Origin of the sequence: Chryseobacterium sp. B21-037 (genome assembly GCF_028570785.1) — a bacterium.
Classification (GTDB): Bacteria; Bacteroidota; Bacteroidia; order Flavobacteriales; family Weeksellaceae; genus Chryseobacterium; species Chryseobacterium proteolyticum.
On sequence record NZ_JALGCB010000001.1, the window covers coordinates 2,353,917 to 2,376,952 of the forward strand.

Genomic DNA, 23,036 nt, shown 5'->3' on the forward strand with positions numbered 1-23,036 from the left:
ACCATTTAAAAAGAATTTGGCTTACATAATTCGTGAAATCCAAAAACATTTAAAATTTAAATAATTAAAAATCAACATATTATAAAAATTCAACTTTGAGGACAGATTGTAAGACGATTGAAAAAAGAAAAGCAAAAAACGAATTATTTTTATCTTGTAGTGTCATAAAATGTGCGATTTTACTCCTGACTTTTTTATCCTCCGTTTTTTACCATGCACAATCCGGCCCCGATTTTTCCATTTTAGCAGATAAAGCATTTCAGAAGCTTTACCAGAATCCAGATAACTGTATCAGTTATACCCAAAGCTTATTGATCAGCGACCAGAATACAGAGCATAAAATGATTCTGCAAAATATAATCTCACAGGCTTACGCCATGAAAGGGGATTATGTACAATCCGTTACAACATCAGCACAGCAAAATGATTCCGAAAGAAAAAACCTTTCTTATTTTATGCAACTGTTCAGCGATTATAATCTCGCGGATCAATACCAGAATTTAGATTTGTATAACCAGTCCGGAGAGATCATTTCCCGTCTTTTATCAGATCCTAAACTATTAAAAAATGACAGTCCGAAGTCTAAAATTACCGTTGCCAAACTGTATCAACTGCAAGCCATCAATTCTGCCATTATAAGAAATTTTGATACCGCTTTTGCGAATCTTAGCAAAAGTGATCAGTATATTGATCTTCATAATGAGGAAAACCGCATGATCAGCATAGAAAATAAAATCTTCCGTGCCTCCTATCTGCTTCGGCAAAACAAGTATATTGATGCTAAAAAATTATTGGATCATGTTATTTCTGATGTTGAGAGAAGCCCCGACCAACCTTTTCTCTCCGCGTTAGCCAATGAAAATTTATCCCGTTATTATTTTCTTAACGGAAATTATAAAACAGCCCTTGCCCATCTTGAAAAAGGACTTTCTGAAATTGAAGATCTTCCTTATAATAATTTGAAACTGAAAATATATGAATCACTGGCAAAAACCAATTTCGCTTTACATAATGATATAAAATACCATCAATACAATAAGCTGTATACCGAATTAAGATCTAAACTTGATTTCAATCAAAAAGAAGGTATACGGTATATCGTTAAATTGGTAGAAACTTACCAGAATAACAACCTTGAATTCCAGAAACAGAATGAGTCCAGGAAATTATGGATTTTAACCTTTATCATTCTTGCAGTTATTACAGCATTGGTTATCTATTTCTTTCTGGAAAAAAACAAAAATAAGGACCTGAAAAAACAGCTGTACTTTTTTGAAAAACAAAAACTGCGGGCACTTTCCGCTCCTCTTAAAACAGATCATGTGGAGACCGGAAAAGAAAACAGAATTGACCTTAACTCTGAAAAAGACACCCATAAAATTTCGAAAGAGAAAGAAAAAGAAATTCTCCAAAAATTGAATGAGTGGGAGCAATCTCACCGGTACCTTAACCGCAATATGTCTCTTTCATCTTTATCCGCACAGATGGGAGTTAACACCAAATATTTATCTGAAGTAATCAATACCAGCAAAGGTAAAAATTTCAATGGGTACATCAACGAGCTCAGGATCAACCATATCGCTCATTTATTAAAGACAGATCCCAGCTTTCTTCACTATAAAGTAAGCTATCTGGCAGAGTTTTCAGGATTTTCGTCGCACAGTGCTTTTACAACAGTATTTAAATCAGTAACGGGAATGTCTCCCAATGTATATATTCAGGAAATCACAAAAAATAAAGCATTATGAGAATAGGATCCCATACCATTTTTATGATCATATTATTTGTTAACTCTTTTTTCGTGTGTGCTCAGAGCATTTCTCATGATTCACTGCTCAAAAAGGCCCGCCTCGATATTTATGATAACCCCGATCACGCTATAGCCATTGGAAAAAATTTATTGAAAAAGGAAAAGGATATTAACAAGTCCATATCTGTTTATCTGTTATTGTCTACCGCAAATATTGCAAAAAGAAACTTTGATGAATCATTTCAATATATTCTGAAAGCAAAAGACCTGGCTCAAAAGACCAACGATCTGAAACTACAAACCAGTGTTTTGGTTTCCGTAGCTATACAATACCAGCAAATGGAACTATTTAGTAAGAGTTTGGAAACCCTTAATGAAGCTGACCGTTATTTAGAGCGTCTTCCAAAAGAATCTCCTGAAAAACTTATTGAAACAGCTAGAAGCTATGCTATCCGGGGCATGATTTATAAAAGCCAGTCCAACTCGGAAATTGCTCTGGAAAAATTCCTGATCTCTATCGGGAATTTTGAAAAAGTAAAAATGAAGAAAACCACCTTTGCCAATATGAGTGTGGTTTATTACAACATAGGATATTGTTATCTTAATCTGAATGAACAGGAAAAAGCCAGGCAGGCATTTATCCGCTCTATACAATACGCAGAAAAACTCAATGCCAAAAGTCTCAAAGCATTTGCCCTTAAAGGCTTGGCAGAAATGTACAAGCAAAACCGGGAAAATGAAAAAGCCCTGGGACTTCTTATCCAGGCAGAAAGCCTTTCTCAAAATACAGGAGACCTCATCCTCAATGAGGGAATCTACAAAGAAATGTCAGAAAACTATCTGGCCATGGGAAAGCCTGACCTTTACCAGGTTTACAACAAAAAGTATTTTGAAATGCGATTTAAAAGGGAACAAAGTGAATTAAGCTCCATTAATCATTCCATCAATAACCACAACAGGGAAACACAGAAGAAAGCGAAAGAACTTAGAAATAAATACAACTATCTTAGTATTGGGATTATTTTATCCGGTTCAGCAATTATTGCTATTCTCATTTACTTCATCGTAAGTATTAGGAAACGAAATAATAAATACCATAAAGAAATTCAATTACTGATCAGATCATAATCTGAAAATTTCAGCATGACCAACAAAAAAGCATCCCGAAAGGAATGCTTAATAATGTATACTATGTGGTAAGTTTATTTTCCAATCACTTCCGTAATAGGATTTCCAACCGTACCACTTGGAAACTGAATTTTAAGTAAAGAAGACACTGTAGGAGCAATATCCGTCATAAAATAAGGTTTATTACTTTCTCCGTGCTGAACTCCCCATCCCATAAATAATAACGGAATGTGAGAATCATATGAATTCCATACACTGTGCGTTGTCCCCGTTTTTGCATAAGACGGAAGCATGGAATCATGAGAGATCAGCTGAATATCTCCACTTCTCTGCCTGTTGATTCCGTTGATAATTCTCTGCTTAATCGGCTCCGGGATCGAAGATTCCTGTACTTTGGTTACAGAAACAGCATATAAAACGGTAGGATCATTTTCCAATTCTTTAACTGTAAAATTTACTACATCATCTAATTCGATCTTATTATCTTTTAATAATTTTCTATCAAAATAAATCTGATAGTTGTCTACAGCATTAATCAGTTTGTCTACTCCGAATTTCTCTTTTAATTTCTGATTGATATCTTTCTGGCTGTTTTCTCCAAAGAAACCTGTAGCTATTTTATGCTCTTGCAGGAAACCTACAGAATGTGCTCCACCATGGTCTGCAGATAGAAAAACAGTATATTCACCCTTTCCTACCTTAGAATCAAGATAATTAAAGAATTCCGCAAGATCCTGGTCTAATCTTAAATAAACATCTTCTACCTCAATCGAGTTAGGTCCGAACTTATGTCCCGCATAATCCGTTGAAGCAAGATTGATCGCTAAGAAATCTGTAACATTATCATTTCCTAACTTCTCCCCTTCCACTGAAGCTTCAGCTAATTTCAGTGTCAAGGTATTACCAAAAGGAGTGTAGCGTATATTGTCTTTTTTATCCTTATAATCTTTTGCGAGATTACTATAAGGGAATGTTGGCGTTTTTGAACTTCCTAAAAGACCTTCCCAAGCAGAGTTATCCGGTGCACTTTCTGTATACTGATTAATAGGCAATAAAGTATTCCATCCGTTAGCAACCAGCTTTTCAGGTAAATTTTGTGAATTGAAAGATTTCACCCACTCTGGCAGATCATTCATATACCAAGTACTGGTAATAAAATTCCCTGTGGAATCATCAAACCAGAACGCTCCGTTTGGAGTATGTCCCGCCGGAAGAATGGAAGCTCTGTCTTTTAAAGATACCCCGATTACCTTTGCCTGGAAATTGGTTGCCAATTTTAGCTCATCCGTCACAGTTGTCGACCAAAGATTCTTCGGCGAGTGGCTTCCTATTTTAGTATTTTTGGTTCCAACAGGCTGTACACTTTCATCGGTAGTACAATAGACATTCTTTCCTGTCTCCTTATCGGTCCAGTCGTTTCCTGCAATTCCATGAATAGCCGGAACAGAGCCTGTATAAATACAAGTATGTCCTAGAGCTGTTATCGTAGGTACATAAGGAATATGAACATTATTTAAAGCATAACCTGTATTCAGCAATCTTTTAAAACCATCATTTCCATACTTATTATAAAAGCGGTAAAGATAATCCCAACGCATCTGGTCTACAACTAAGCCTACAACTAATTTGGGTCTTTCTAATTGAGAATTTTTGTTCTTCTGAGCATCAATTGTAACTACGGACAACATGGTAAGTGCCGCAATTGAAATTTTCCTAAGCATCTGGTAAATTTTTATTGCTAGCAAATTTAAGGGTTTTGAAAGTTTTGTAGTATGAAATTTTGATTAAATTTGGATTTTATATCTTAATTAAAACTGATATACTTAATGAGTCTAAAGATATTCTCCGTATCTGTCTTTTTCTATTGAACGGCTGAATATGCGATATGAAAATAAGATTTAGTATAAAAAAAGTGAAAACGGATTATTAGATTTTTTGATCCTGAGTTAAGAAAAAAGTAAAAAATAAAAATTACGGAAATGGAATTATCAAAAAATTACAATAATTTTCAAGAGCCGAAATAGACGAATATTAATACTGGCCTAATATCACAAAAATGCATTCACAAGCAATTAATCAAGAAGAAGATAATAACCCTTCATTTGATCCTTCTCTCTGGAACTCTCATTATATCTATGGTTTTATCAATGGTAATCCAATGCAGAAAATTTCAGATAAAGAAGCAGTTTCGGAAATTATAAGAAATACCGTTGGTAATCAAGGTTTCATTGCAATAGATTCTATTTTTCACCCTTATTATCTTGTTAATCAAAATGGAGCAACGGCATGGGACCTTGCCTGGTTTTCGATTTTTCTTAAGGAAAAAAAAGTGATCACAGAAGTTGCCAACAATGAAACTGCAATCGTAGTAGAATCTGATAACCTGGGATTAAAACAATTCAGGGTTTGGCCAAATGATAGCCTGGATCCTAATAAATATCAACAATATCAGAAGTTCGTCCCTTTTATTTTACCTTATCTTACTTATTCAAAGAATGAAGAGACCCCTCCACATTGGACAAAAATGATCGAAGCAGAGATACAGTTGCAAGGGCATGCCGAAACCTATATTGAGAATTTCAATTCAGTATTTTCACAATTTGTTTCAGGGCATATCATGACTTTGGGATTTGGTCAATTTGACAGGGAAAATCCCGATGATCTCCTTGAAAGATTTACTGATTTTTATGAAAATAATATTGCTAACCGATAGACCTTTCAAATGACAGAAATTAAGAAGTTAGAAAAACTGATATCTGACCCAACAGTCAATTGGGGACTTAATGGATATGAGACAGATACGATATTTGTTGTTTCCGCCATTGCGATGGGTAATATTTTTGAATTTTCATTAAGAGAGAAAAAACAGCATTATAAAAAAAACTGGGAAACAGGTCCTGATGAGATTAATGATCTCAATGAGGTTATAAAGCAGGGACACTCTTTCGGGGCCTTTATCAATGGTGAACTTGTAGGATGGCTTATTGCCGAATTCCGGGAGTGGAATAATAGCTTTTATATTGAAAATATTTTAATCAGTGAAAAATTTAGAGGACAGGATATTGGAAAGCAACTGATTAAAAAGGCAAACAGAGAAGCCCGGGATTTAAATTGCAGAATCGTAGAACTGGAAACCCAAAACACCAACTACCCTGCCATAAAATTTTATCTGCGTGCAGGATTTAGTTTTACTGGGATCAATACAAAACTCTATAATGACTCTACGGAAACAGCAATATACATGAGCTTTGATGTCTTATAGCTCTACCATTCACTTAGAATTCTTGATCGGTGAGAAAGTCCCCAGAAGTGCAGCTCGTCCAAAACTTTTTCAAGGGACATGCCGTGCTCTGTAATGGAATATTCTACTTTAGGCGGAACAGTATCAAAAGCTTCCCTTTTTATCAGTTTATTTACCTCCAGAAGTTTCAACTCTTTGGACAGAATTTTATCTGTAATACCGGTTACTTCTTTAGAAAGTTCGCCAAATCTTTTGGGTTTTTCAGATAAAGAAAATAAAATTAATAATTTCCACTTTCCTTCTACTGCTTCAAGAGCATCCTTAATAGAAAGCATTGTCTTGGGGCATCCTCCTTTTGCCAGCATAACTTATTGATTTCATTATTACTTTCCGGCCGGAAAGTACTATCCAAAGGGAAAGTAACCATGGCCGCATAACAAATGTAAGTAATTTTGAATCATTAAAATCAATAGATCATTAGAAATGAAAACCTCAAAAATTTTAAGCATTACCATTTGGGCTGCAAAAATCTTTTTATCCGTTTCACTACTTTGGGCAGCCTCTATGAAATTATTCCAGCCTGCTGAAACATTAGCTCAAATGTGGCCATGGACTGAACAAAACCGTAGTTTGGTTTTGGTAACAGGAATTATTGATGCGGTGGCTGCGATCGGGATTCTTCTTCCTGATCTGATAACACTCAAATCAAGGCTTACCTTATACACAGCATATGGAGTAATTATATTGATGATTTTCGCAAGTGTATTTCATATTTCACGGGGAGAAGCAGGACAAATTGGTATAAATATATTTTTTCTGCTGGTGGCTCTGTTTATTATCTGGACGAAAAAGAGATGCTCTCATTTTTAACTCAATCGACAAAATCAATTAAAGATATTACAAATTCCATTTTGTACCGAACGGTACAATTGCATACCTTTGCTCTGTTAAATCATTCATCATGGCAGGAAGACCTAAAATATTCGACGAGCATCAGGCAATTGAAAAGGCTACTGAAGTTTTCAGAGCAAAGGGATACGATGCGTCTTCTGCAGACGAATTGCTTAATGCGATGGGAATAGGAAAAGGAAGTTTTTATCATGCCTTTAAAGGAGGAAAACAGGAGCTTTATGTACGTTCCATTGAACAGTTTTCCGAAGGTTTTCTTAGTAGATTTGAGCAGCAGCTTTCAAGTTCTGATAACGAAATTGAATTGATTAAAACATTTTTTTTACAGCTTTCCCAAAAACCTGATTGCGATAGAGAGACAGGTTGCTATCTGGGGAATGCTTTAGTACAGCTATCCGAAAAAGATATTGAAGCCAAGCACATCTCAGGAAGGCTTTTGAAAAAACTTCAGCAGACCTTTAAAAAATCGATCAAAAAAGCTCAGGACACCGGACAAATAAAAAATGCAGAAGATCCCGAAATTCTTGCGTGGCATCTCACCAATTTATGGAATGGACTTCATGTTACAAGACGTATGGAGAATTCATCTAAAACACTTCGTTCAATCATTGAAATGAATTTGAAAGTGCTTGACTAAATTTTTTTGGACAATTTTGTACTAAATAGTACAATATTAAATAAATATTTTAAATCAACAGTTATGAACATTACAAACAACACCATCCTTATCACAGGAGGAGGATCAGGAATCGGCTTAGAAATTGCAAAATTGTTAAATCCGTCCAATAAAATTATTATTGTAGGTAGGAACAAAGAAAAACTGGACAATGCTGCCCAGGGATTGGAAAATGTATTCACTATTCAGGCAGACATCACCGATGAAAATGACATCAATCGTCTGATAGAAGAGATCAAAATCAATTTTGGGACATTGAACATCCTGATTAATAATGCCGGCCATGCATATGCTTATACTTTATCGGACTCTTCTGACACCTATACTAAAGCGATTGCAGAATTTACAACCAATTACTTTGCTCCTATCCGACTTACTGAAAAATTACTCCCTTTACTGAAACAGCAAAACAACGCGGCAATAGTTAACGTATCCTCAATTGTTGCATTTATTCCGGGATCTCATGTGCCCACCTATTCGGATTCCAAGGCAGCTTTACATTCCTATACAAGATTATTGAGATATGAACTGGCAAAAGATACGGGCATTAAGGTTTTTGAGCTTATGCCTCCTTTGGTTGACACAGATTTCTCTGTAGAGATCGGTGGCCGTGAAAACGGCATTCCAGCATCTGTTGTTGCTGAAGATCTTGTAAAAGCCCTTGAGCAAGATACCTTCGAAGTTCGCGTCGGAAATACCGAAATGGTTTACAGTAATTTCTTTGCAGGCTCAGAAGGCGCTTTCGAGGTATTCAATAAATAATCAAGAATTAAATAATAGTTTTTAGAAGTTAATAGTTCTTTTATATAAATGCAAAGCCGGTGTTCAATTGAATATCGGTTTTGTATTTGTAATAAAAGAGTTTAAAATTATAGTGAAGAAGCATAGGGTATTTCCAGATTTTCAAATTAACTATGAACCCCACAACAAAGAAAATTTGAACTCCTCAACAAAGCCAATAGCTTAGTTTATTATGAACTTTGTCCTGTAAAATTAAAAAAATGGAAAATTTAATATCAGGAAAAACGGTATTGGTAACAGGAGGAACCGGATTCGTGGGAATACACACAATTCTTCAATTATTACAACAAGGATATACAGTAAAAACAACCCTTCGCTCACTTCATAAAAAAGATGTCATATTGAAAGCACTGAAAGAAGGTGGAATTTCAGACTTCTCACACCTGTCCTTTTATGAAACAGACCTTACAAGTGACCGTAATTGGGAAGCAGCAACCAAAAACTGTAATTTTGTAATTCATATAGCGTCTCCTTTCCCTGCTCAAGATCCTAAAGATGAAAATGAGCTGATTATTCCTGCCAGGGATGGAGCTTTACGCGTATTACAATTTTCGAGATCTGCAGGGGTAAAAAGAGTAGTTCTTACCTCATCTTTTGCCGCAGTTGGTTATACTAATAATACAGAAGGACACATTTTCACAGAAAGAGACTGGACAGATCTCAATGCTGAACTTCCTCCTTATATAAAATCGAAAACTGTTGCCGAAAAAGCAGCTTGGAAATTTATACATACAGAAGGTAATAATATGGAATTAACCGTAATAAATCCCGTGGGTATTTTTGGTCCTGCGCTCGCTGGAATTTCTTCAGCTTCATTGGATATTGCAATTACAGGAATTATTAACGGAACTACCAATTACAATCCCAATTTCACTATGGGTGTAGTAGATGTAAGAGACGTTGCGGATATTCATATCAAAGCCATGCTCCATCCTAATGCTGCTGGAGAAAGATTCATTGCCACTTCAGAAGGAGTTATGTCATTTTACGATGTAGCTGAACTAATAAAGGAAAAGAGAAGCGAATATGCTTCCAATATTAAGGCGTTAAATCCAATTGACATTCATTTCTACAAAGAAATTTCTAATGAAAAAGCCAGATCTTTACTGGGATGGAATCCCAGAAGCAGAGAAGAAGCAATATTAGCCAGTGCAGATAGTTTAATGTTAAAACCATAAATTTGTCATACTAAAGCAATAGTCCATTGAAATTTAACAACATACAATCCTGCCACCTTGGTCCTGAAATATCACCGGAACAATTTATTCCAGAACATTTCTTTCTGTTTTTGCTCAAAGGATCAATGGTTTCATATGATGGTTATAAGCATTACACTATGAGACCCGGGGATTACTGCATTGCAAGAAAAAATCATCTGGTACGTTACACAAAGCACAAGGAAGACGGAGCCTTTGAAAAAGTAATTATAGCTTTTGATGAAGCATTCCTAAAAAAATTTCTGGAACGTCATCCCTACTCTGTAGAACCAACGGAAAACGACGACTCCTTTTTGTTTATAGATGAAGATAAACTGATTAAAAATTTTGTTCAGTCCTTAGAGCCATATTACAACGGAACAGAACAATTAGACAGTATTTTTGTTGATATTAAAAGAGAAGAACTTCTTATGATTCTGTTAAAAAACAATCACGAACTAAAGAATATCTTCTTTAATTTCAGCGCCCCTCATAAAATTGATTTGGAACTATTTATGAATCATAATTTTAAATTCAACATCAGCCTTGAACGCTTTGCATTTATGACAGGAAGGAGTTTGTCAACATTCAAGCGTGAATTTAAAACGATCTTCAACATGGCTCCCGGTAAATGGCTAATAAAAAGGCGTTTGCAAGAAGCTTATTTTCTATTGGACAAAGAGCATAAAAAACCGACAGAAATTTATATTGATCTTGGCTTCGAAGATCTCTCCCATTTTTCTTATGTATTTAAAAAGCAATATGGATTTTCTCCCGCATATTTGAATAACAGATCCCACTCCTCATCAATGACCCATCAGTCGCATTAAATTGCCTTAATAATTTTAGTATATTAGTAATCAATAAATTAAAATACTATTACTATGAAAAATTCAAAGAAATTATCAAGAAGAGATCTGGTATTGATCAGCGGCGGTGATACAGCATATGCATTTTGCCTCGATGGCGTTTGTCCTCCGGCGGGTCCTGGTTATGATACTTACTGTAGTGGTGATGTATGTTATAAAACTCCCAAAACAGGTGGGGGCCCAATAGGTGGATGTCATGAACCCAAACGTTTCTGCCAGGAATGGGAAACAGGATGTGGATGCGTCTATTAATGATATGAAAAAAGAGTGGTTACCCACTCTTTTTTATTGAAATCATTTCAACAAAAGAAATGTTTACAATGTAGCTATATAATTTTCGTAGCCGCTTTTGCCAAGCACCTCTTTAGGGGTCAGTTTGTATATATCCTTCCACGATTCAGGTCCATGTTTTTCTACATATTTTTCTACAATCCTGAAGCCAAGCCAGTAATTTAAAGTTTTGGGAGCTTGGGGGAAAAGTTTTTTCCGATCATTTCTTAACAATGGATTATCTCCGGAGGTATCCTCAAAATAAGGTTTTACATTGGTGAAGATTTCCTTTTCATGATTTAGATACCATGTCCAGTTTTCCTGGGACATATTTTCTACTGCATTATGCTTCTCCATTTTCCCTTCGAAAAATACCCAGGTAAAATAACAGGCAAAACCCTCATCAATAGTCTGGCTTAATGCTGAATTTTTATCCTTATCCTTATTTCTGAACTTTTCATATACCAAATGATTGAGTTCATGAGGCAACCCTTTCTCGAGTATAAATTCAGGATCAATATTTTTATTATTGAGTTCAAGAGCAAATTGCCCGGCATTACAACCTCCAAAACCAATTCCTGTTAGTGGGCTGAAAAGTATACTAATAGTTGCTTTAGGCTGGTATGGAACCATTCTGCCAAATTTCTTCAAATTAGTAGTCAGCACACGGTTGATATTCACCTTTAGCAATTCTTTTGTTTTATGATCAAACTCAGCTTTATGTTTGGGATAAAGTGTTTTATTCCATTCAACCATTCCTTCCGGAGTATTGTATAAAGAAGCATTTTTTTCACCAAAGATCATAGCATAGCAACTATCCCAAAGCCTTTTATGAGGATGATAAACCTTTTGAACAATCATTTTTTCATCAAAAGAATTATTGTGATGCGCCAGTATCTGATATTTGAAAAGGTTTTTAATGACAATATCATTCACTTTAATACTGTCTGCCACCTTCTCAACATCTTTTTCGAAAGAATTCTCTGGGCTAAGCTTTTGGTTGGTAGAACAAAAATACACTGTAATAACACTGAATATCAATAATGTAGTCCTTTTCATCTCGTGGTTTTAGGTTTATCTTGGTATCTATTTTTTTCTTTAGCGCGGTAATCTTGATGCTTTTATTTCACTTATCTGAACTTTAGGTCATATTTACTCTGATCAAGAAACAGAAGTGGATTTTCCATTTCGATCATTTCTTTTAAAGCGGATTTTTTATCTGTGGCATTTTCATAATAGGCTTCGGCCAGATTGTAGCCCATTCTGTAACCAAGATCTCCCGGCCGGTCCTTGCTGACAGAAGCATTAAAAAGCCAGTTACTAAAATCTTTTGTGCATAACTCATTTTTGAGCTCATTCCAAAGTCTTTTCTCATTTTCTTTACCATACATAAATGCTCTGCTGTTATAGTTCTTTTTTTCCAACAATACTTTCTCCGAAATATATGATGCCACGCCTTCTTTTATGATATGTTCCAGAAGAATGCATTCACATGCATTTTTATCAGTTTTTCTCTGTTGGGTATGGATGTATTCATGAACCGCTGTTTCTTTAATAAAATCAACCACATCCGATTCATTATTCCGGGATAAAATATCCGCTTTTAGGTTTTCATTCGTTATTTCAGATATATCACAATCCTTATTTCCAGCAAGCATTTCTACGCCTATCAATATATAATTACCCGAAATTGTTCCTCCTGTTGACATAGGGCCAATAACAAAACAGATTTTAGCAGGTTTTGCTTCCGGATACCATTTTTTGAATTCAGTGATCACTGATCCTATATTTTCCATCTGTATGGCTATCATGGTATTGTTTCTGACACTAGTATAGAATTTACTGTATTTTTTTATCCGTTCAACAAAAAACTCTGCAGAAAAGTACCTTACTTTCTCAAATTCCCTAAGCCCATCTGTTGCGCGGTCCAGATATATTTTTTGGATAACATCTATGCTATCCTGTTTACTTTTTGCCAGCTTCAACTGATCATATGCTTCCCAAAAATGCATGACATCTACAGTCATGATATCTTTAGCATTTTCTTTCTTCAGACCAAGAGCTACCTTCTCCCGGTTTTTCAATTCATTTTTGGTCAGTTTTTTTGAAGTAATTCCAATCACCCCATTTGGTTTTTTCTCTTTTTCAACAGAACGAATAATCAGCTTGTAATAATCATCTTTTTCGGGTGAAAACTCCATTTTATCATAACCATTGTTATCGTCTGCAAGATCTACAGAAGCAACTTTTTTCCCTGATGAATCCATAAGTATAACTTCAACATCTATATTATTTTGATAAACTGTAAAGAGATAAATATCTCCTTTTTTCAAATTCAAATGATAATGAGCATCAGAAGATCCATCAAATGACAGATTTGGATATGATTTCCCGAGTTCTATTTTTTGTCCGTGCGAAAATGCATATACGATGAATAAGAGAAAAAATAATTTTTGCTTCATATTGAATTAAGGTGTCTATCATAATAGACAGTTCAAAAATAAATTTTATTACAAGTGAAATAGGTATTTACAATATTTTTTAATAATATTTTAATTATAGGTTCAGAAATATAGAATATAATTTTTCACTACTTTCAATTTTACATAAAGAAAATTTGCTTCTTTTATTTTTATAAACACACCCACTTTTTCGGCTACAGAAAAGTAGATTCAGTCTTTTAGCTGAAATCTATTTATTATTCAGATTTGTTTATTTTAAGAGAGAGGTTTTATTAAATTTGCGATCTTAAAAAACTACGATCTGATTTAAAATGAGCGTCAATAAAAATGTCTTAGAAAAAATGTCAAGCCAGGAGCTTGAAAAATATATAAAACCAGATACTAAGGTTGTGCCTCAAGCTATTCTATATGCATTTGATATATTGGAATCCAGAGGGAAAGAATTCAGTCCTGAAGAAATTGAACGAAAGAATTCTTTGATGACAACAGAAAAAGAAAAAGCAGAGGTCATTCCCCACTCTAACCATATGAAAGCAGCTAACTTAATTTATCTTTCAGCTGCGTTAGGTGTCGGTAATATGATCTGGACCTATGAATCTCTTAGTTCAGATTCTGCAATATTTACAGCTGTAGTAACAATTGCAATCATTTTTGGAATTGGATATTTAGCAGGAAAAGGTACAGAATGGATAAAATATGTCCTTTTGGTTCTTTTAATTTTAGGAATTCTTGCAATCCCAATTGTAATAATGAATTTTTTAGCAGATCCTGTTCTTGGAATTATAAATGTTGCTCAAACTATTCTGCAAATATGGGCTGTGGTTTTGTTATTTAAGGTACCGAAAACCGTAGAAATATAATCCTACAAGATCTGGCTGGATTATTTTAAAAGTACAGAGACCTATCTTCTATCTCTTAAGATAAAAGAGGTGTAATAAATACCTGTTATAAAATGTTATATTCGTATAAAATTGTATACATGAAATTTATTTTCTTTACTCTGCTATTATTCATTAATACTATATCAGCTCAATCCAAATCTGAGGATTTTTTTCAGACAAGTGATCATGTACAGATCCATTACAAAGTTTCCGGAAATGGTGAAGCCTGTATCTATATTCCTGGAGGACCGGGTCAGGGCTATCCTTCATTTGAGTTAATGGGAGGGAACCATCTCGAGAAAAATCTTAAAATGGTCTACATGGACCAGAGAGGATCCGGAAAATCTGCACAATCGGATGATTATCATTTGGATAAAATGGTACAGGATATTGAAGAATTAAGACAGCATCTAAAATTAAACAAGGTTTTCTTAATGGCTCATTCTTTTGGAGGAATTATTGCCGTAAGCTATGCTAAAAAATATCCTCAAAATGTAAAAGGCATTATTTTAGCCAATGTGACTTTACATTTCTTAAATAATGAATCTGTCAAAGAACAGATTGAATATGCCAATGAGCTTCTTCATTTGAAAAACCAAAAGATTGCAAAAGACAGTCTTTCTTCTGAGCTTTCCAAATTAAGCAAGGCTTTAAGATCCAAAAGAATGGGATTCAGATTCCTTACGGATGATATTGAAACGATCAAAGAAATGGATAAGGTTGATTCATTACATCCAAGAATCATTGACTTTGGGATGGCAGTGATTACAAAGCCTAAAGAATTTCCCGAATACTATGCAGATTATGCCCCGATTACAAAAGACATCAAAGTTCCAACATTGATCATTACTGGGAAAAAGGATAAGGCTGTAGGTACAAAACACTATCAATCCTTTAAGTTCCCTGATAAAGAAATTGTTTCCATTGATGGCGGACACCTGCTGTATTATGAAAAAAATCCTGAATTCATTAAAGCGGTCTGGAATTTTGTAGGAAGGAAAAAATAATAAATCTGCAAATTGTCAATAAAAATAATTCAAACATAGCTGCTATTGGTATTGTATTAGCTGCCTTAATCATACACCATAAATATTAAGCTATGAAAGCATTAAAAAAAATTGACGAAAACACCAATGTTATTACATGGTTTGAAATTCCGGTCATCAATACGGAAAGGGCGAAAACATTTTATGAAACAATTTTAGATATTAAAATGATCACACGCTCTATTCCGGAAACTCAGGAAGAACTTACCTTCTTCCCTTATAACCCTGATGTTGTGCAGGCTACCTCGGGTAGAATTACAGGAGTTTTATCAAAATCAGAAAACAATCAGCCTTCGGACAAAGGAACATTAGTCTACATCAATGCTTATCCGGAAATCCAGGTGGTCTTGGACAAAGTAGAATCGGCTGGTGGCAGGATCGTAAGTCCGGCGATGAAAATGAATGCAGGCTATATTGCTGTAATTAGAGATACGGAAGGCAACCGAATTGGCCTTCACGCTGAAAAATAAGAGATTACCTAAAAACGCACAAATTGTGCGTTTTTTATTTCTCCCTGTCCCATAATACTCATAGCAATGTAACATTTGTTCATTTTCAGTGACTTACTGATTATAACCAACAAATAACTATACTATGAAAACAAGGTTTCTTTCCTGCACAGTTCTCATGATGATATTAGGCAATTCCCTATTTTGTGCACAAGATAAAGTTCAGACTCCTGAAAAGAATGAAGTGATCAATAACTTAATCAAAAATGAAAAAGAAGCAATGATCTGGTATGCCTTAAAGGATGGGGCTAAAATTGAAATTGCTAAGATAAACACAGAAATTACCCGTAGCAATACCACAGTGGATGTAAAAACTACCGTAAAAATGGCTGGTAAGCCAGATTGGGTTGATGAAACCATTGCAGAGCTTCCTCAATTAAAACCAATAAAACATACTTCTTTCAACACACAAAGGGACATGGCTTTACATTTTGGGAAAACAGTAACCGGATATTATACAGACAAAGCAAGCAATACCAAAACCGAAATTAACGAAAAGGGAGAGGGAGGATTTTTCGATAGTAACATCTATCCTCAGATCATCCGGTGGTTACCGCTTAAAGATCATTATAAGACTGATATTGCCATTTTTGACTACAATCCGAAATCAAGCAAGAGGTTAATGAAGGCCCATATTACAGATACACAAAAAGGAACTTTTCTCAATAAAGAGGTCTGGATGGTGAGTGTGACAGATGATATTTCTGACAATGCTGTAAAAATGACTTTTTATATTGACACAAAATCCAACCAGGTTTTGAAACAGGAAATTGATGCGGGTGGAAGAAAGATGTTGATCGAAAGAATTGATTAAAAAGACTACATAAAAAAACGCGCCTTTTGGGCGCGTTTTTTATATATAAAGTTTAATGTAATTAAAACTTCAGATCTCCGTTCACTTCTCTTACCGCTTTAGCAGCCTCAGCAAACTTCAATTGCTCTTCTACAGTAAGTGTTACGTTTACGATCTTTTCAACACCATTTTTACCGATAATAGCAGGAACACCTAAGCAGATATCAGTTTGGTTGTATTCCCCTTCAAGCATCAAAGAACAAGGGATCATTTTTTTCTGGTCACATGCAATTGCCTGAACCATTACAGAAACAGCCGCACCTGGAGCATACCAAGCTGAAGTTCCTAATAATTTAGTTAATGTAGCTCCACCAACTTTCGTTTCTTCAATTACATATTTTTGTTGATCAGCATCAAGGAATTCAGTTACAGGAACTCCGTTTCTTGTCGCTTTGCTCAATAATGGAAGCATTCCTGTATCACTGTGAGCAGCGATTACCATTCCGTCTACATCAGAAATAGGGCTTTCCAATGCTTCAGCCAATCTGTATTTAAATCTGGCAGAATCCAATGCACCCCCCATTCCGATGATCTTATGTTTTGGAAGACCGGAAGTTTTGTGTACTAAATATGCCATTGTATCCATAGGGTTAGAAACTACAATGATGATTACATCAGGAGAATGCTTTACCAGGTTAGCAGTAACGTCTTTTACGATTCCTGCATTAATTCCGATCAATTCTTCTCTTGTCATTCCAGGTTTTCTTGGAATCCCTGAAGTGATTACTGCTACATGAGATCCTGCAGTTTTGCTGTAGTCTCCTGTTGTTCCCGTAATTTTGGTATCAAAACCGTTAAGCGACGCTGTCTGCATCAAATCCATTGCTTTACCTTCAGCAAAACCTTCTTTAATGTCTACTAAAACTACCTCTGAACAGAAGTTTTTCATAGCGATGTATTCTGCACAGCTTGCTCCTACAGCGCCTGCACCTACTACAGTTACTTTCATAATGTATACTTTTTAAAATTATTTATTTTTAGTTCAGTCTAAAAATTTGACTCCCAAATTTAACAATTCCTGAAAAATTGAGCAATCTTTCAGGAAGTTAATTATCTGCAAAGGATATATTTGGATTTCAGACCAGAAATTAATTTACATTCAGTAAAAAAGTGTATAATTTTTTGGCTCCCGATAATACCTCGTTGTAGTTCTCTTCAGAAACTTCAGTATCCAGAACCTCTTTAAAGTTTTTCCACATGGGTCCCGTGTTCTCCTGATAACAACCGAAGAAATTGAAAGTTACCTCATCAAAACCCTCCGTTTTAGAAAGTTGTTTCGCAATAACATTTCCTCCTAATGTAGAACCTTCAATTACATACATCATTCCCAATGCCTCATGCTCATTATTTACCTCAAGTCTCTGGGATGTCTTTTGGTTTTCCAAAGCAAGACTTTCCAGATCTTTTTCGATAAGGGGAAGTTTTACTCTCTGTTCCAATTGAAGTTTATCACCAAACTTGTCATGAAGGCTGTTGAAAATTTTATCTTCAGAATGCAAAAGCATCAGGTAATTCGTATGAATGATTTTTTTATAATCTTCTAAAGTAAAGGTCTTATTAAAAATCTTTTCAGAGTTAAAAAGTTTCTCAGCAGCATCGTGATATTCAGCTGTATTTTGTTTAAGATATTCAGATACCATAATTTGGATTTAAAAGTTCCTCAAATTTAGGGCTTTTTAAACGTTAAAATGAAAGAAGTACCCTCTTTATCACTTTTATAATCCACATTCCCTCCTATTCTCTTCATAATCCTATGAACAATAGACAGCCCGATGCCATTCCCTTTAAACTTCTTGGCATTATCCATCCTGTTGAAAATCTTAAACATTTTATGCTTTTCCTCTTCAGGAATTCCGATTCCATTGTCTGAAATTTTATAAACAACCGTTTCTCCCACTTCCTGCCCTTCGATTTTTACTGTCGGTTGCTCCTGATGAGAGGAATATTTTACGGCATTATTAATGATATTTAAAAATACCTGGTGCAACATGGTTTTATCTGCCAGGACCTCGGGAGCTTCCTTGATGATAATCTCTGTTTTCGGGCTATCAAAAGTGATTCTGGCATTTTCAGAAATTTTTTCGATTGTCTGATGAGGCTGCAGGCTTTCCAGTTCAATTTCACTGTGCTTTGCACGACTCAGTTGAAGGACATCATGCATCATCTCTGCCATATTATCAATTTCTTCGATAATAGACTTTAGCTTGTTTTTTTCCTTTTCGGACTTGTCAAAATTAGAAAGAAGCATCTGGGCATTAAGCTTCATTACGGTAAGTGGTGTTCCCAGGTCATGAGAGATGGTATAAGAAAAACTGTCCAGCTCCTCATTTACCTTTTTAAGCTGGTCATTCAGCTGTTTTATGGTGTTATATTGCTTGTGGGATGTTTCTAAAATTACATCACGGACCACCTGTACTCCGCTTATGTTTCTGGAACTCCATCGTTTGGAATTACCTTTAATGTTTTCCTTAAATACTTCAAAAGATTTTCTTGGAGAAACGATCTGCTTTTCCTCCCCGTTTTGAACGAAAACATCAACCTTCTTTTCAGGATTTCCGGCCCAATCTATATGTTCGTCAAATTCCCGGCGGAACCAGATCAACATTTCATTCTTAACCCGGTCTATGAAGTATATGATAATCCCTGCACTATCTTTGTCGAGTTCCAGATCATTACCGTACTCTTTCAGGAAACTGCGGTTAATGTAAATACTTTCATCTGTGTTTTCGTAAGCCCAGTTTACTATTTTCTGAATAACTGCGTGGGCTGGAGTAATTCCTGTTTTTACAATATTGTCATCCGAAATAATTGCCAGACCATCTGCTTCTGCAATATTCATAATTTCTTTCCTGTTCTGAACCAGAGAGTCGAATAAAGAATTTTGTTTCAGAAACTCTGTTTTCAGAAATGCAGATTTTTCATTCAGATCCAGGCGATACTTCAGTTCTCTTTTGGTTTTAAAAGACGAATAGGCATTAGATGCCAATGCCGTAAAAATCCCTGCCTGAACGCGGTCTTCCAGATCTATATGTTTAGGTTCGGTATTCTGACAGGTTACCAGTCCCCATAGCTTATCATCGATAATGATGGAGACACTAAAACTTGAAGAAGCTCCGGAGTTTTTGATATACTGCCCATGAATAGGCGACATTCCACGTGACGCAGCGAATGTAAGATCTATATTTTGTTGTATTTTGCTTAAAATAGGAACAGTTTCAGAATATACATTACTGAAAATCCTCTTTCTTTTTTTAAGATACAGTTCCCTGGCCTGTCTTGGGATATCCGTTTCAGGATAATGCAATCCGAGATAACTATGTGTACCGTTACTTCTTTTTTCAGCAATCACCTTTCCCGAACCATCGGTCATAAACTTATACACCATCATTCTGTCATAATTCACAATTTTAGAAAGTGTGTTTAAGAGCTGATCCCAGATTTCCTGAGCATTGTCTATAATATAAAAGTTATCGTACTTATTGGATATCCGCTTATTGGGATTTTCAATAACCTTCTCAAACTCTAAAAAGATGCGGCCGCTATTTCGGAAAACAGAAAAATGATATTCCGTTCCGTGGATGAATATTTTATCGAAATACGTCTCATTTTCTCGTCTTGTAAACGTATTCAGTGAATTATAAATCTCTGATTCTATAATACTTTGGAAGCTTTCCGGAAAATCACTGATCTTTTTATCGAAAAGGATGTTTACATCTTCGATAGCAAATATATCCCTTATATTTTCACTGAAAAAAGTAATGAAGTGAGATTCTGCATCAATGCCAATCAGGTATCCAAAACTTTGTACATACCCCGGAATATGGATGGGTTCTTCGTGACATTCTACAAAATTCATAGTATTCTAAAATCAATCAAATATAACGATTTTTTTGATGAAATATTACTTTGTGGTATCTAAACCTTTTATAAATTCAACTATTTAAATAACAGCACATTAGAATACAATCCATTGTTATTAATATAATAAATTTTGTTAAGAAAATCACAATTTTTTTCATAAAATTAAAGGAAAATGATTATTAACATCAAACTAATATTAAATTAAAATAATTCTAATAATTAAGTAAAATTCACTAGTTTTATATCACCAAAACATGAAAACATAAATAAATAATCAAATATTTTTAAAAGAAATATATTATTTATTTACCTAACACTCAAATACATCAGTATGAAAAAATTATTTATAATCCCTCTTATTTCCTTTTTTCTACCTGGACTCATTAATTATTCCGAAGCTTGTACAAGAGTCGTTTATAAAGGTCCTGATAACACAGTTATCACTGCCCGGTCTATGGACTGGCGTGATGAAATTGCAGTAAATTTATGGGTACTCCCGCGAGGAATACAACGTGACGGCGAAGTCGGCGCAAAATCAGTTAAATGGACTTCTAAATATGGTAGCCTTATCAGCACAGCATGGGATATTGCAACCGCTGACGGAATGAACGAAAAAGGACTTGTTGCCAATGTACTATGGCTGGGTGAAAGCCAATATCCGAAATTTAATCCCAAGGGACGCGAGAAAGGCATTTCCATTTCGATGTGGGCTCAATATTTCCTCGATAATTTTGAAAATGTAAAAGAGGCTGTCGATTATATGAAAAAAGAACCGTTCGTTGTTGTAAGTGATTATATCCCGGGAACTGAACGATTTACTACTCTTCATTTATCTTTATCAGATGCTTCCGGGGATAATGCTGTTTTAGAATACATCGACGGAAAACTGGTTATCCATCACGATCCGTCTTACACTGTAATGACAAACTCCCCTGTTTTTGATCAGCAACTCGCTTTAAATAATTACTGGAAAGGAATCCCGGGCACTATTATGCTTCCCGGAACCAATCGTGCAGCAGACCGTTTTGTAAGAGCTTCCTATTATATCGATGCGATTCCGAAAACTTCTGATACCCGCTCTGCGGTAGCAAGTGTTTTCAGTGTGATCAGAAATTGTTCGGTACCATACGGTATAAGTTCAGAAACAGAACCTAATATCTCTTCAACAAGATGGCGTTCTGTCTCCGACCATAAAAATCTGGTTTACTACTTCGAAACCGTATTCACTCCCAATACCTTTTGGGTAGATCTTAAAGAATTTGATTTCAGCCCCAAAGGAAAAATATTAAAATTAAACCTTGATAATTTTAAAACCTACAACGGAAAAACCAATAAAGACTTTGTAGAAAGCAAGCCTTTTAAATTCCTGGGACTTTAGATCCTTTTCAATCTTTAAACTCAATATAAAGCACTATGACCTTTTTTTCACTAAAAAAAAGAATGCAATTACTTTGCCTGATTGTCTTCTCGATATCAGTAAGCGGGCAGGTGAAAGACTCTGCACAGACCCAACCGGAAGAAGATAATATAAAATATCCTCAGCTACAGATCAAAGGGCTTTTTCAGGCGAGATATCTTGTTGGTATGACCAAAGATGTTGATGTAAACGGACTTCATCATGAAGACGGATCCGGAACTGATAATAATTTCATGCTCAAATACATGAGGGTACAGGTAAGAGCACAGATCAGCAAACGCACTGAAGTGGTCGTATTGGCTAATCTGGCAGATTTCAAAAATGATCCCAAAAGCAGGGTTCTCGAAAATGCTTATTTGAAATACACTTTCAATCCTAAACTTGCCATCACTGTCGGGCAATTCCGTCCGTGGTTCGGGATTGAAGAAACTTACCCTATAGACATCATCAAGTCTTTGGACTGGTCCAATCAGTACACTGAATTCGGAAAATTGGGATGGACAAGTTTCCAGATAGGGATGTCTGCTACCGGGCAGCTTGAGCTGGGAGAAATACCTTTCCAATATGCGGTTTCTGTAGTTAATGGTAATGGAAAGAATCAGGTTAATGATAACGACAACGGAAAACAATATTCAACCCGCCTGGTATTCGGGCTTTTAAAAAAATACAATTTTAACGTTGGTTTAAATGGCGGCATAGGTGAAGTCTTTGGTAAAAAGGTTTACGCCCTTGGAGTGGACCTCAGCTCATTGGTTACTTTTGATCCTAAATGGAGCCTCGATATGCAGTTGGAGGCGAAACAGGCAACAAATCATGTTTTGTATAATTCAATAGCAGCCGAACAAAGGCCCGACAATCCGGACAATTATCTGATTCGTGGCATTTATTTTTTACCAAACTTAAGATATGAAATCAACCATAGAAACCTCAGCGCCTTCGAATTATCCTGCCGGTATGAATACCTGGACACCAATTTCAGGATGAACTCCAATCCCCGGCAAACGATCACTCCGATGTTCGGTTTAGAGTTTCTTAAAAACTATGGCGCAAGAATTCAATTGGGTGTACAGTTCGACAGATATAAAAAACAGATTGAAAATACCTCACAATACAATAATAATCTATTCATCGTTCAGGTGCAAAGTAGATTTTAATCATTAACACATT

The 23,036-nt window shown here is 35.4% G+C and carries 23 protein-coding genes; 16 read left to right on the forward strand and 7 right to left on the reverse strand.

The window, feature by feature from the left end; translation table 11 throughout:
- The first annotated feature begins 95 nt into the window (after positions 1–95).
- Both MTQ00_RS10290 and MTQ00_RS10295 read left to right on the forward strand, forming a co-directional pair.
- Positions 96–1,748 carry a helix-turn-helix domain-containing protein gene (locus MTQ00_RS10290; protein ID WP_273648798.1) on the forward strand — a complete coding sequence of 551 codons (1,653 nt, stop codon included), beginning with the start codon at positions 96–98 and terminating at the stop codon, positions 1,746–1,748.
- Positions 1,745–2,878: a hypothetical protein gene (locus MTQ00_RS10295; RefSeq protein ID WP_273648799.1), complete on the forward strand. Its 1,134-nt coding sequence runs from the start codon at positions 1,745–1,747 to the stop codon at positions 2,876–2,878. The genes MTQ00_RS10290 and MTQ00_RS10295 overlap by 4 nt, the downstream gene beginning before the upstream one ends.
- 74 nt (positions 2,879–2,952) lie before the next feature.
- Here the strand turns inward: MTQ00_RS10295 and pafA are convergent, their stop codons facing one another.
- Positions 2,953–4,599, reverse strand: coding sequence for an alkaline phosphatase PafA (gene pafA, locus MTQ00_RS10300; RefSeq protein ID WP_273648801.1), 1,647 nt, complete (start codon positions 4,597–4,599; stop codon positions 2,953–2,955).
- A 335-nt stretch (positions 4,600–4,934) separates the two neighbouring features.
- Between pafA and MTQ00_RS10305 the strand changes: the two genes are divergently transcribed.
- Both MTQ00_RS10305 and MTQ00_RS10310 read left to right on the forward strand, forming a co-directional pair.
- Positions 4,935–5,591, forward strand: a complete 657-nt coding sequence (locus MTQ00_RS10305; protein WP_273648802.1) for a hypothetical protein — start codon at positions 4,935–4,937, stop codon at positions 5,589–5,591.
- A gap of 9 nt (positions 5,592–5,600) precedes the next feature.
- Entirely contained in the window at positions 5,601–6,140 is a 540-nt protein-coding gene (locus MTQ00_RS10310; RefSeq protein WP_273648803.1) for a GNAT family N-acetyltransferase, read from the forward strand.
- Between the two features lie 2 nt (positions 6,141–6,142).
- On the opposite strand, the gene MTQ00_RS10315 is transcribed toward MTQ00_RS10310, so the two are convergent.
- Complete coding sequence (locus MTQ00_RS10315) at positions 6,143–6,484, reverse strand: winged helix-turn-helix transcriptional regulator (RefSeq protein ID WP_172279846.1); 342 nt, start codon at positions 6,482–6,484, stop codon at positions 6,143–6,145.
- A 118-nt stretch (positions 6,485–6,602) separates the two neighbouring features.
- Between MTQ00_RS10315 and MTQ00_RS10320 the strand changes: the two genes are divergently transcribed.
- The 6 genes from MTQ00_RS10320 (at position 6,603) to MTQ00_RS10345 (ending at position 10,822) form a co-directional block, all read left to right on the forward strand.
- Positions 6,603–6,989: a DoxX family protein gene (locus MTQ00_RS10320; RefSeq protein ID WP_273648806.1), complete on the forward strand. Its 387-nt coding sequence runs from the start codon at positions 6,603–6,605 to the stop codon at positions 6,987–6,989.
- 91 nt (positions 6,990–7,080) lie between these two features.
- A complete protein-coding gene (locus tag MTQ00_RS10325; protein ID WP_273648808.1) occupies positions 7,081–7,665 on the forward strand; it encodes a TetR/AcrR family transcriptional regulator in 585 nt (194 codons plus the stop codon).
- Between the two features lie 63 nt (positions 7,666–7,728).
- Positions 7,729–8,466, forward strand: a complete 738-nt coding sequence (locus MTQ00_RS10330) for an SDR family oxidoreductase (protein ID WP_273648810.1) — start codon at positions 7,729–7,731, stop codon at positions 8,464–8,466.
- Positions 8,467–8,705: 239 nt separating this feature from the next.
- A complete protein-coding gene (locus tag MTQ00_RS10335) occupies positions 8,706–9,683 on the forward strand; it encodes an SDR family oxidoreductase (protein ID WP_273648812.1) in 978 nt (325 codons plus the stop codon).
- 26 nt (positions 9,684–9,709) lie between these two features.
- A complete protein-coding gene (locus tag MTQ00_RS10340) occupies positions 9,710–10,531 on the forward strand; it encodes a helix-turn-helix transcriptional regulator (RefSeq protein WP_273648814.1) in 822 nt (273 codons plus the stop codon).
- Between the two features lie 54 nt (positions 10,532–10,585).
- The gene (locus tag MTQ00_RS10345) at positions 10,586–10,822 is read left to right on the forward strand and encodes a hypothetical protein (RefSeq protein ID WP_172279854.1); all 237 of its coding nucleotides are present in this window, start codon (positions 10,586–10,588) and stop codon (positions 10,820–10,822) included.
- Between the two features lie 63 nt (positions 10,823–10,885).
- Here the strand turns inward: MTQ00_RS10345 and MTQ00_RS10350 are convergent, their stop codons facing one another.
- Positions 10,886–11,899, reverse strand: coding sequence for a DUF2268 domain-containing putative Zn-dependent protease (locus MTQ00_RS10350; protein ID WP_273648817.1), 1,014 nt, complete (start codon positions 11,897–11,899; stop codon positions 10,886–10,888).
- Between the two features lie 71 nt (positions 11,900–11,970).
- Positions 11,971–13,302 carry a DUF2268 domain-containing putative Zn-dependent protease gene (locus MTQ00_RS10355; RefSeq protein WP_273648818.1) on the reverse strand — a complete coding sequence of 444 codons (1,332 nt, stop codon included), beginning with the start codon at positions 13,300–13,302 and terminating at the stop codon, positions 11,971–11,973.
- Between the two features lie 311 nt (positions 13,303–13,613).
- Between MTQ00_RS10355 and MTQ00_RS10360 the strand changes: the two genes are divergently transcribed.
- The 4 genes from MTQ00_RS10360 to MTQ00_RS10375 all read left to right on the forward strand — a co-directional run bounded on the left by MTQ00_RS10360 (position 13,614) and on the right by MTQ00_RS10375 (position 16,552).
- The gene (locus tag MTQ00_RS10360) at positions 13,614–14,162 is read left to right on the forward strand and encodes a hypothetical protein (protein ID WP_273648820.1); all 549 of its coding nucleotides are present in this window, start codon (positions 13,614–13,616) and stop codon (positions 14,160–14,162) included.
- Positions 14,163–14,281: 119 nt separating this feature from the next.
- On the forward strand, positions 14,282–15,190 hold the full coding sequence (locus MTQ00_RS10365; protein WP_273648822.1) for an alpha/beta fold hydrolase: 909 nt from the start codon (positions 14,282–14,284) through the stop codon (positions 15,188–15,190).
- Positions 15,191–15,282: 92 nt separating this feature from the next.
- Positions 15,283–15,699 carry a VOC family protein gene (locus MTQ00_RS10370; RefSeq protein WP_172279863.1) on the forward strand — a complete coding sequence of 139 codons (417 nt, stop codon included), beginning with the start codon at positions 15,283–15,285 and terminating at the stop codon, positions 15,697–15,699.
- A 124-nt stretch (positions 15,700–15,823) separates the two neighbouring features.
- Positions 15,824–16,552 carry a hypothetical protein gene (locus MTQ00_RS10375; protein WP_172279864.1) on the forward strand — a complete coding sequence of 243 codons (729 nt, stop codon included), beginning with the start codon at positions 15,824–15,826 and terminating at the stop codon, positions 16,550–16,552.
- A gap of 61 nt (positions 16,553–16,613) precedes the next feature.
- Here the strand turns inward: MTQ00_RS10375 and MTQ00_RS10380 are convergent, their stop codons facing one another.
- The 3 genes from MTQ00_RS10380 to MTQ00_RS10390 all read right to left on the reverse strand — a co-directional run bounded on the left by MTQ00_RS10380 (position 16,614) and on the right by MTQ00_RS10390 (position 20,447).
- Complete coding sequence (locus MTQ00_RS10380) at positions 16,614–17,540, reverse strand: malate dehydrogenase (protein ID WP_172279865.1); 927 nt, start codon at positions 17,538–17,540, stop codon at positions 16,614–16,616.
- 139 nt (positions 17,541–17,679) lie between these two features.
- Positions 17,680–18,231, reverse strand: a complete 552-nt coding sequence (locus MTQ00_RS10385) for a biliverdin-producing heme oxygenase (RefSeq protein ID WP_172279866.1) — start codon at positions 18,229–18,231, stop codon at positions 17,680–17,682.
- 26 nt (positions 18,232–18,257) lie between these two features.
- Positions 18,258–20,447 (reverse strand): ATP-binding protein, encoded by a 2,190-nt coding sequence (locus MTQ00_RS10390; protein ID WP_273648824.1) that lies wholly within the window; start codon positions 20,445–20,447, stop codon positions 18,258–18,260.
- A 336-nt stretch (positions 20,448–20,783) separates the two neighbouring features.
- On the opposite strand from MTQ00_RS10390, the gene MTQ00_RS10395 reads away from it, so the two are divergent.
- Entirely contained in the window at positions 20,784–21,830 is a 1,047-nt protein-coding gene (locus MTQ00_RS10395; RefSeq protein ID WP_273648826.1) for a linear amide C-N hydrolase, read from the forward strand.
- Positions 21,831–21,892: 62 nt separating this feature from the next.
- On the forward strand, positions 21,893–23,023 hold the full coding sequence (locus MTQ00_RS10400; RefSeq protein WP_273648828.1) for a porin: 1,131 nt from the start codon (positions 21,893–21,895) through the stop codon (positions 23,021–23,023).
- Positions 23,024–23,036 lie beyond the last annotated feature (13 nt).

Excerpts from the sequence above, each read along its gene's own strand:
- MTQ00_RS10375 (WP_172279864.1), top strand. The coding sequence starts at position 15,824 with ATGAAAACAAGGTTTCTTTCCTGCACAGTTCTCATGATGATATTAGGC.
- MTQ00_RS10390 (WP_273648824.1), bottom strand. The coding sequence starts at position 20,447 with ATGAATTTTGTAGAATGTCACGAAGAACCCATCCATATTCCGGGGTAT.
- MTQ00_RS10330 (WP_273648810.1), top strand. The coding sequence starts at position 7,729 with ATGAACATTACAAACAACACCATCCTTATCACAGGAGGAGGATCAGGA.
- MTQ00_RS10395 (WP_273648826.1), top strand. The coding sequence starts at position 20,784 with ATGAAAAAATTATTTATAATCCCTCTTATTTCCTTTTTTCTACCTGGA.
- MTQ00_RS10365 (WP_273648822.1), top strand. The coding sequence starts at position 14,282 with ATGAAATTTATTTTCTTTACTCTGCTATTATTCATTAATACTATATCA.
- MTQ00_RS10350 (WP_273648817.1), bottom strand. The coding sequence starts at position 11,899 with ATGAAAAGGACTACATTATTGATATTCAGTGTTATTACAGTGTATTTT.
- MTQ00_RS10320 (WP_273648806.1), top strand. The coding sequence starts at position 6,603 with ATGAAAACCTCAAAAATTTTAAGCATTACCATTTGGGCTGCAAAAATC.
- MTQ00_RS10315 (WP_172279846.1), bottom strand. The coding sequence starts at position 6,484 with ATGCTGGCAAAAGGAGGATGCCCCAAGACAATGCTTTCTATTAAGGAT.
- MTQ00_RS10295 (WP_273648799.1), top strand. The coding sequence starts at position 1,745 with ATGAGAATAGGATCCCATACCATTTTTATGATCATATTATTTGTTAAC.
- MTQ00_RS10400 (WP_273648828.1), top strand. The coding sequence starts at position 21,893 with ATGCAATTACTTTGCCTGATTGTCTTCTCGATATCAGTAAGCGGGCAG.
- MTQ00_RS10305 (WP_273648802.1), top strand. The coding sequence starts at position 4,935 with ATGCATTCACAAGCAATTAATCAAGAAGAAGATAATAACCCTTCATTT.
- MTQ00_RS10325 (WP_273648808.1), top strand. The coding sequence starts at position 7,081 with ATGGCAGGAAGACCTAAAATATTCGACGAGCATCAGGCAATTGAAAAG.
- MTQ00_RS10380 (WP_172279865.1), bottom strand. The coding sequence starts at position 17,540 with ATGAAAGTAACTGTAGTAGGTGCAGGCGCTGTAGGAGCAAGCTGTGCA.
- MTQ00_RS10345 (WP_172279854.1), top strand. The coding sequence starts at position 10,586 with ATGAAAAATTCAAAGAAATTATCAAGAAGAGATCTGGTATTGATCAGC.
- MTQ00_RS10310 (WP_273648803.1), top strand. The coding sequence starts at position 5,601 with ATGACAGAAATTAAGAAGTTAGAAAAACTGATATCTGACCCAACAGTC.
- MTQ00_RS10335 (WP_273648812.1), top strand. The coding sequence starts at position 8,706 with ATGGAAAATTTAATATCAGGAAAAACGGTATTGGTAACAGGAGGAACC.
- pafA (WP_273648801.1), bottom strand. The coding sequence starts at position 4,599 with ATGCTTAGGAAAATTTCAATTGCGGCACTTACCATGTTGTCCGTAGTT.
- MTQ00_RS10385 (WP_172279866.1), bottom strand. The coding sequence starts at position 18,231 with ATGGTATCTGAATATCTTAAACAAAATACAGCTGAATATCACGATGCT.
- MTQ00_RS10355 (WP_273648818.1), bottom strand. The coding sequence starts at position 13,302 with ATGAAGCAAAAATTATTTTTTCTCTTATTCATCGTATATGCATTTTCG.
- MTQ00_RS10360 (WP_273648820.1), top strand. The coding sequence starts at position 13,614 with ATGAGCGTCAATAAAAATGTCTTAGAAAAAATGTCAAGCCAGGAGCTT.
- MTQ00_RS10370 (WP_172279863.1), top strand. The coding sequence starts at position 15,283 with ATGAAAGCATTAAAAAAAATTGACGAAAACACCAATGTTATTACATGG.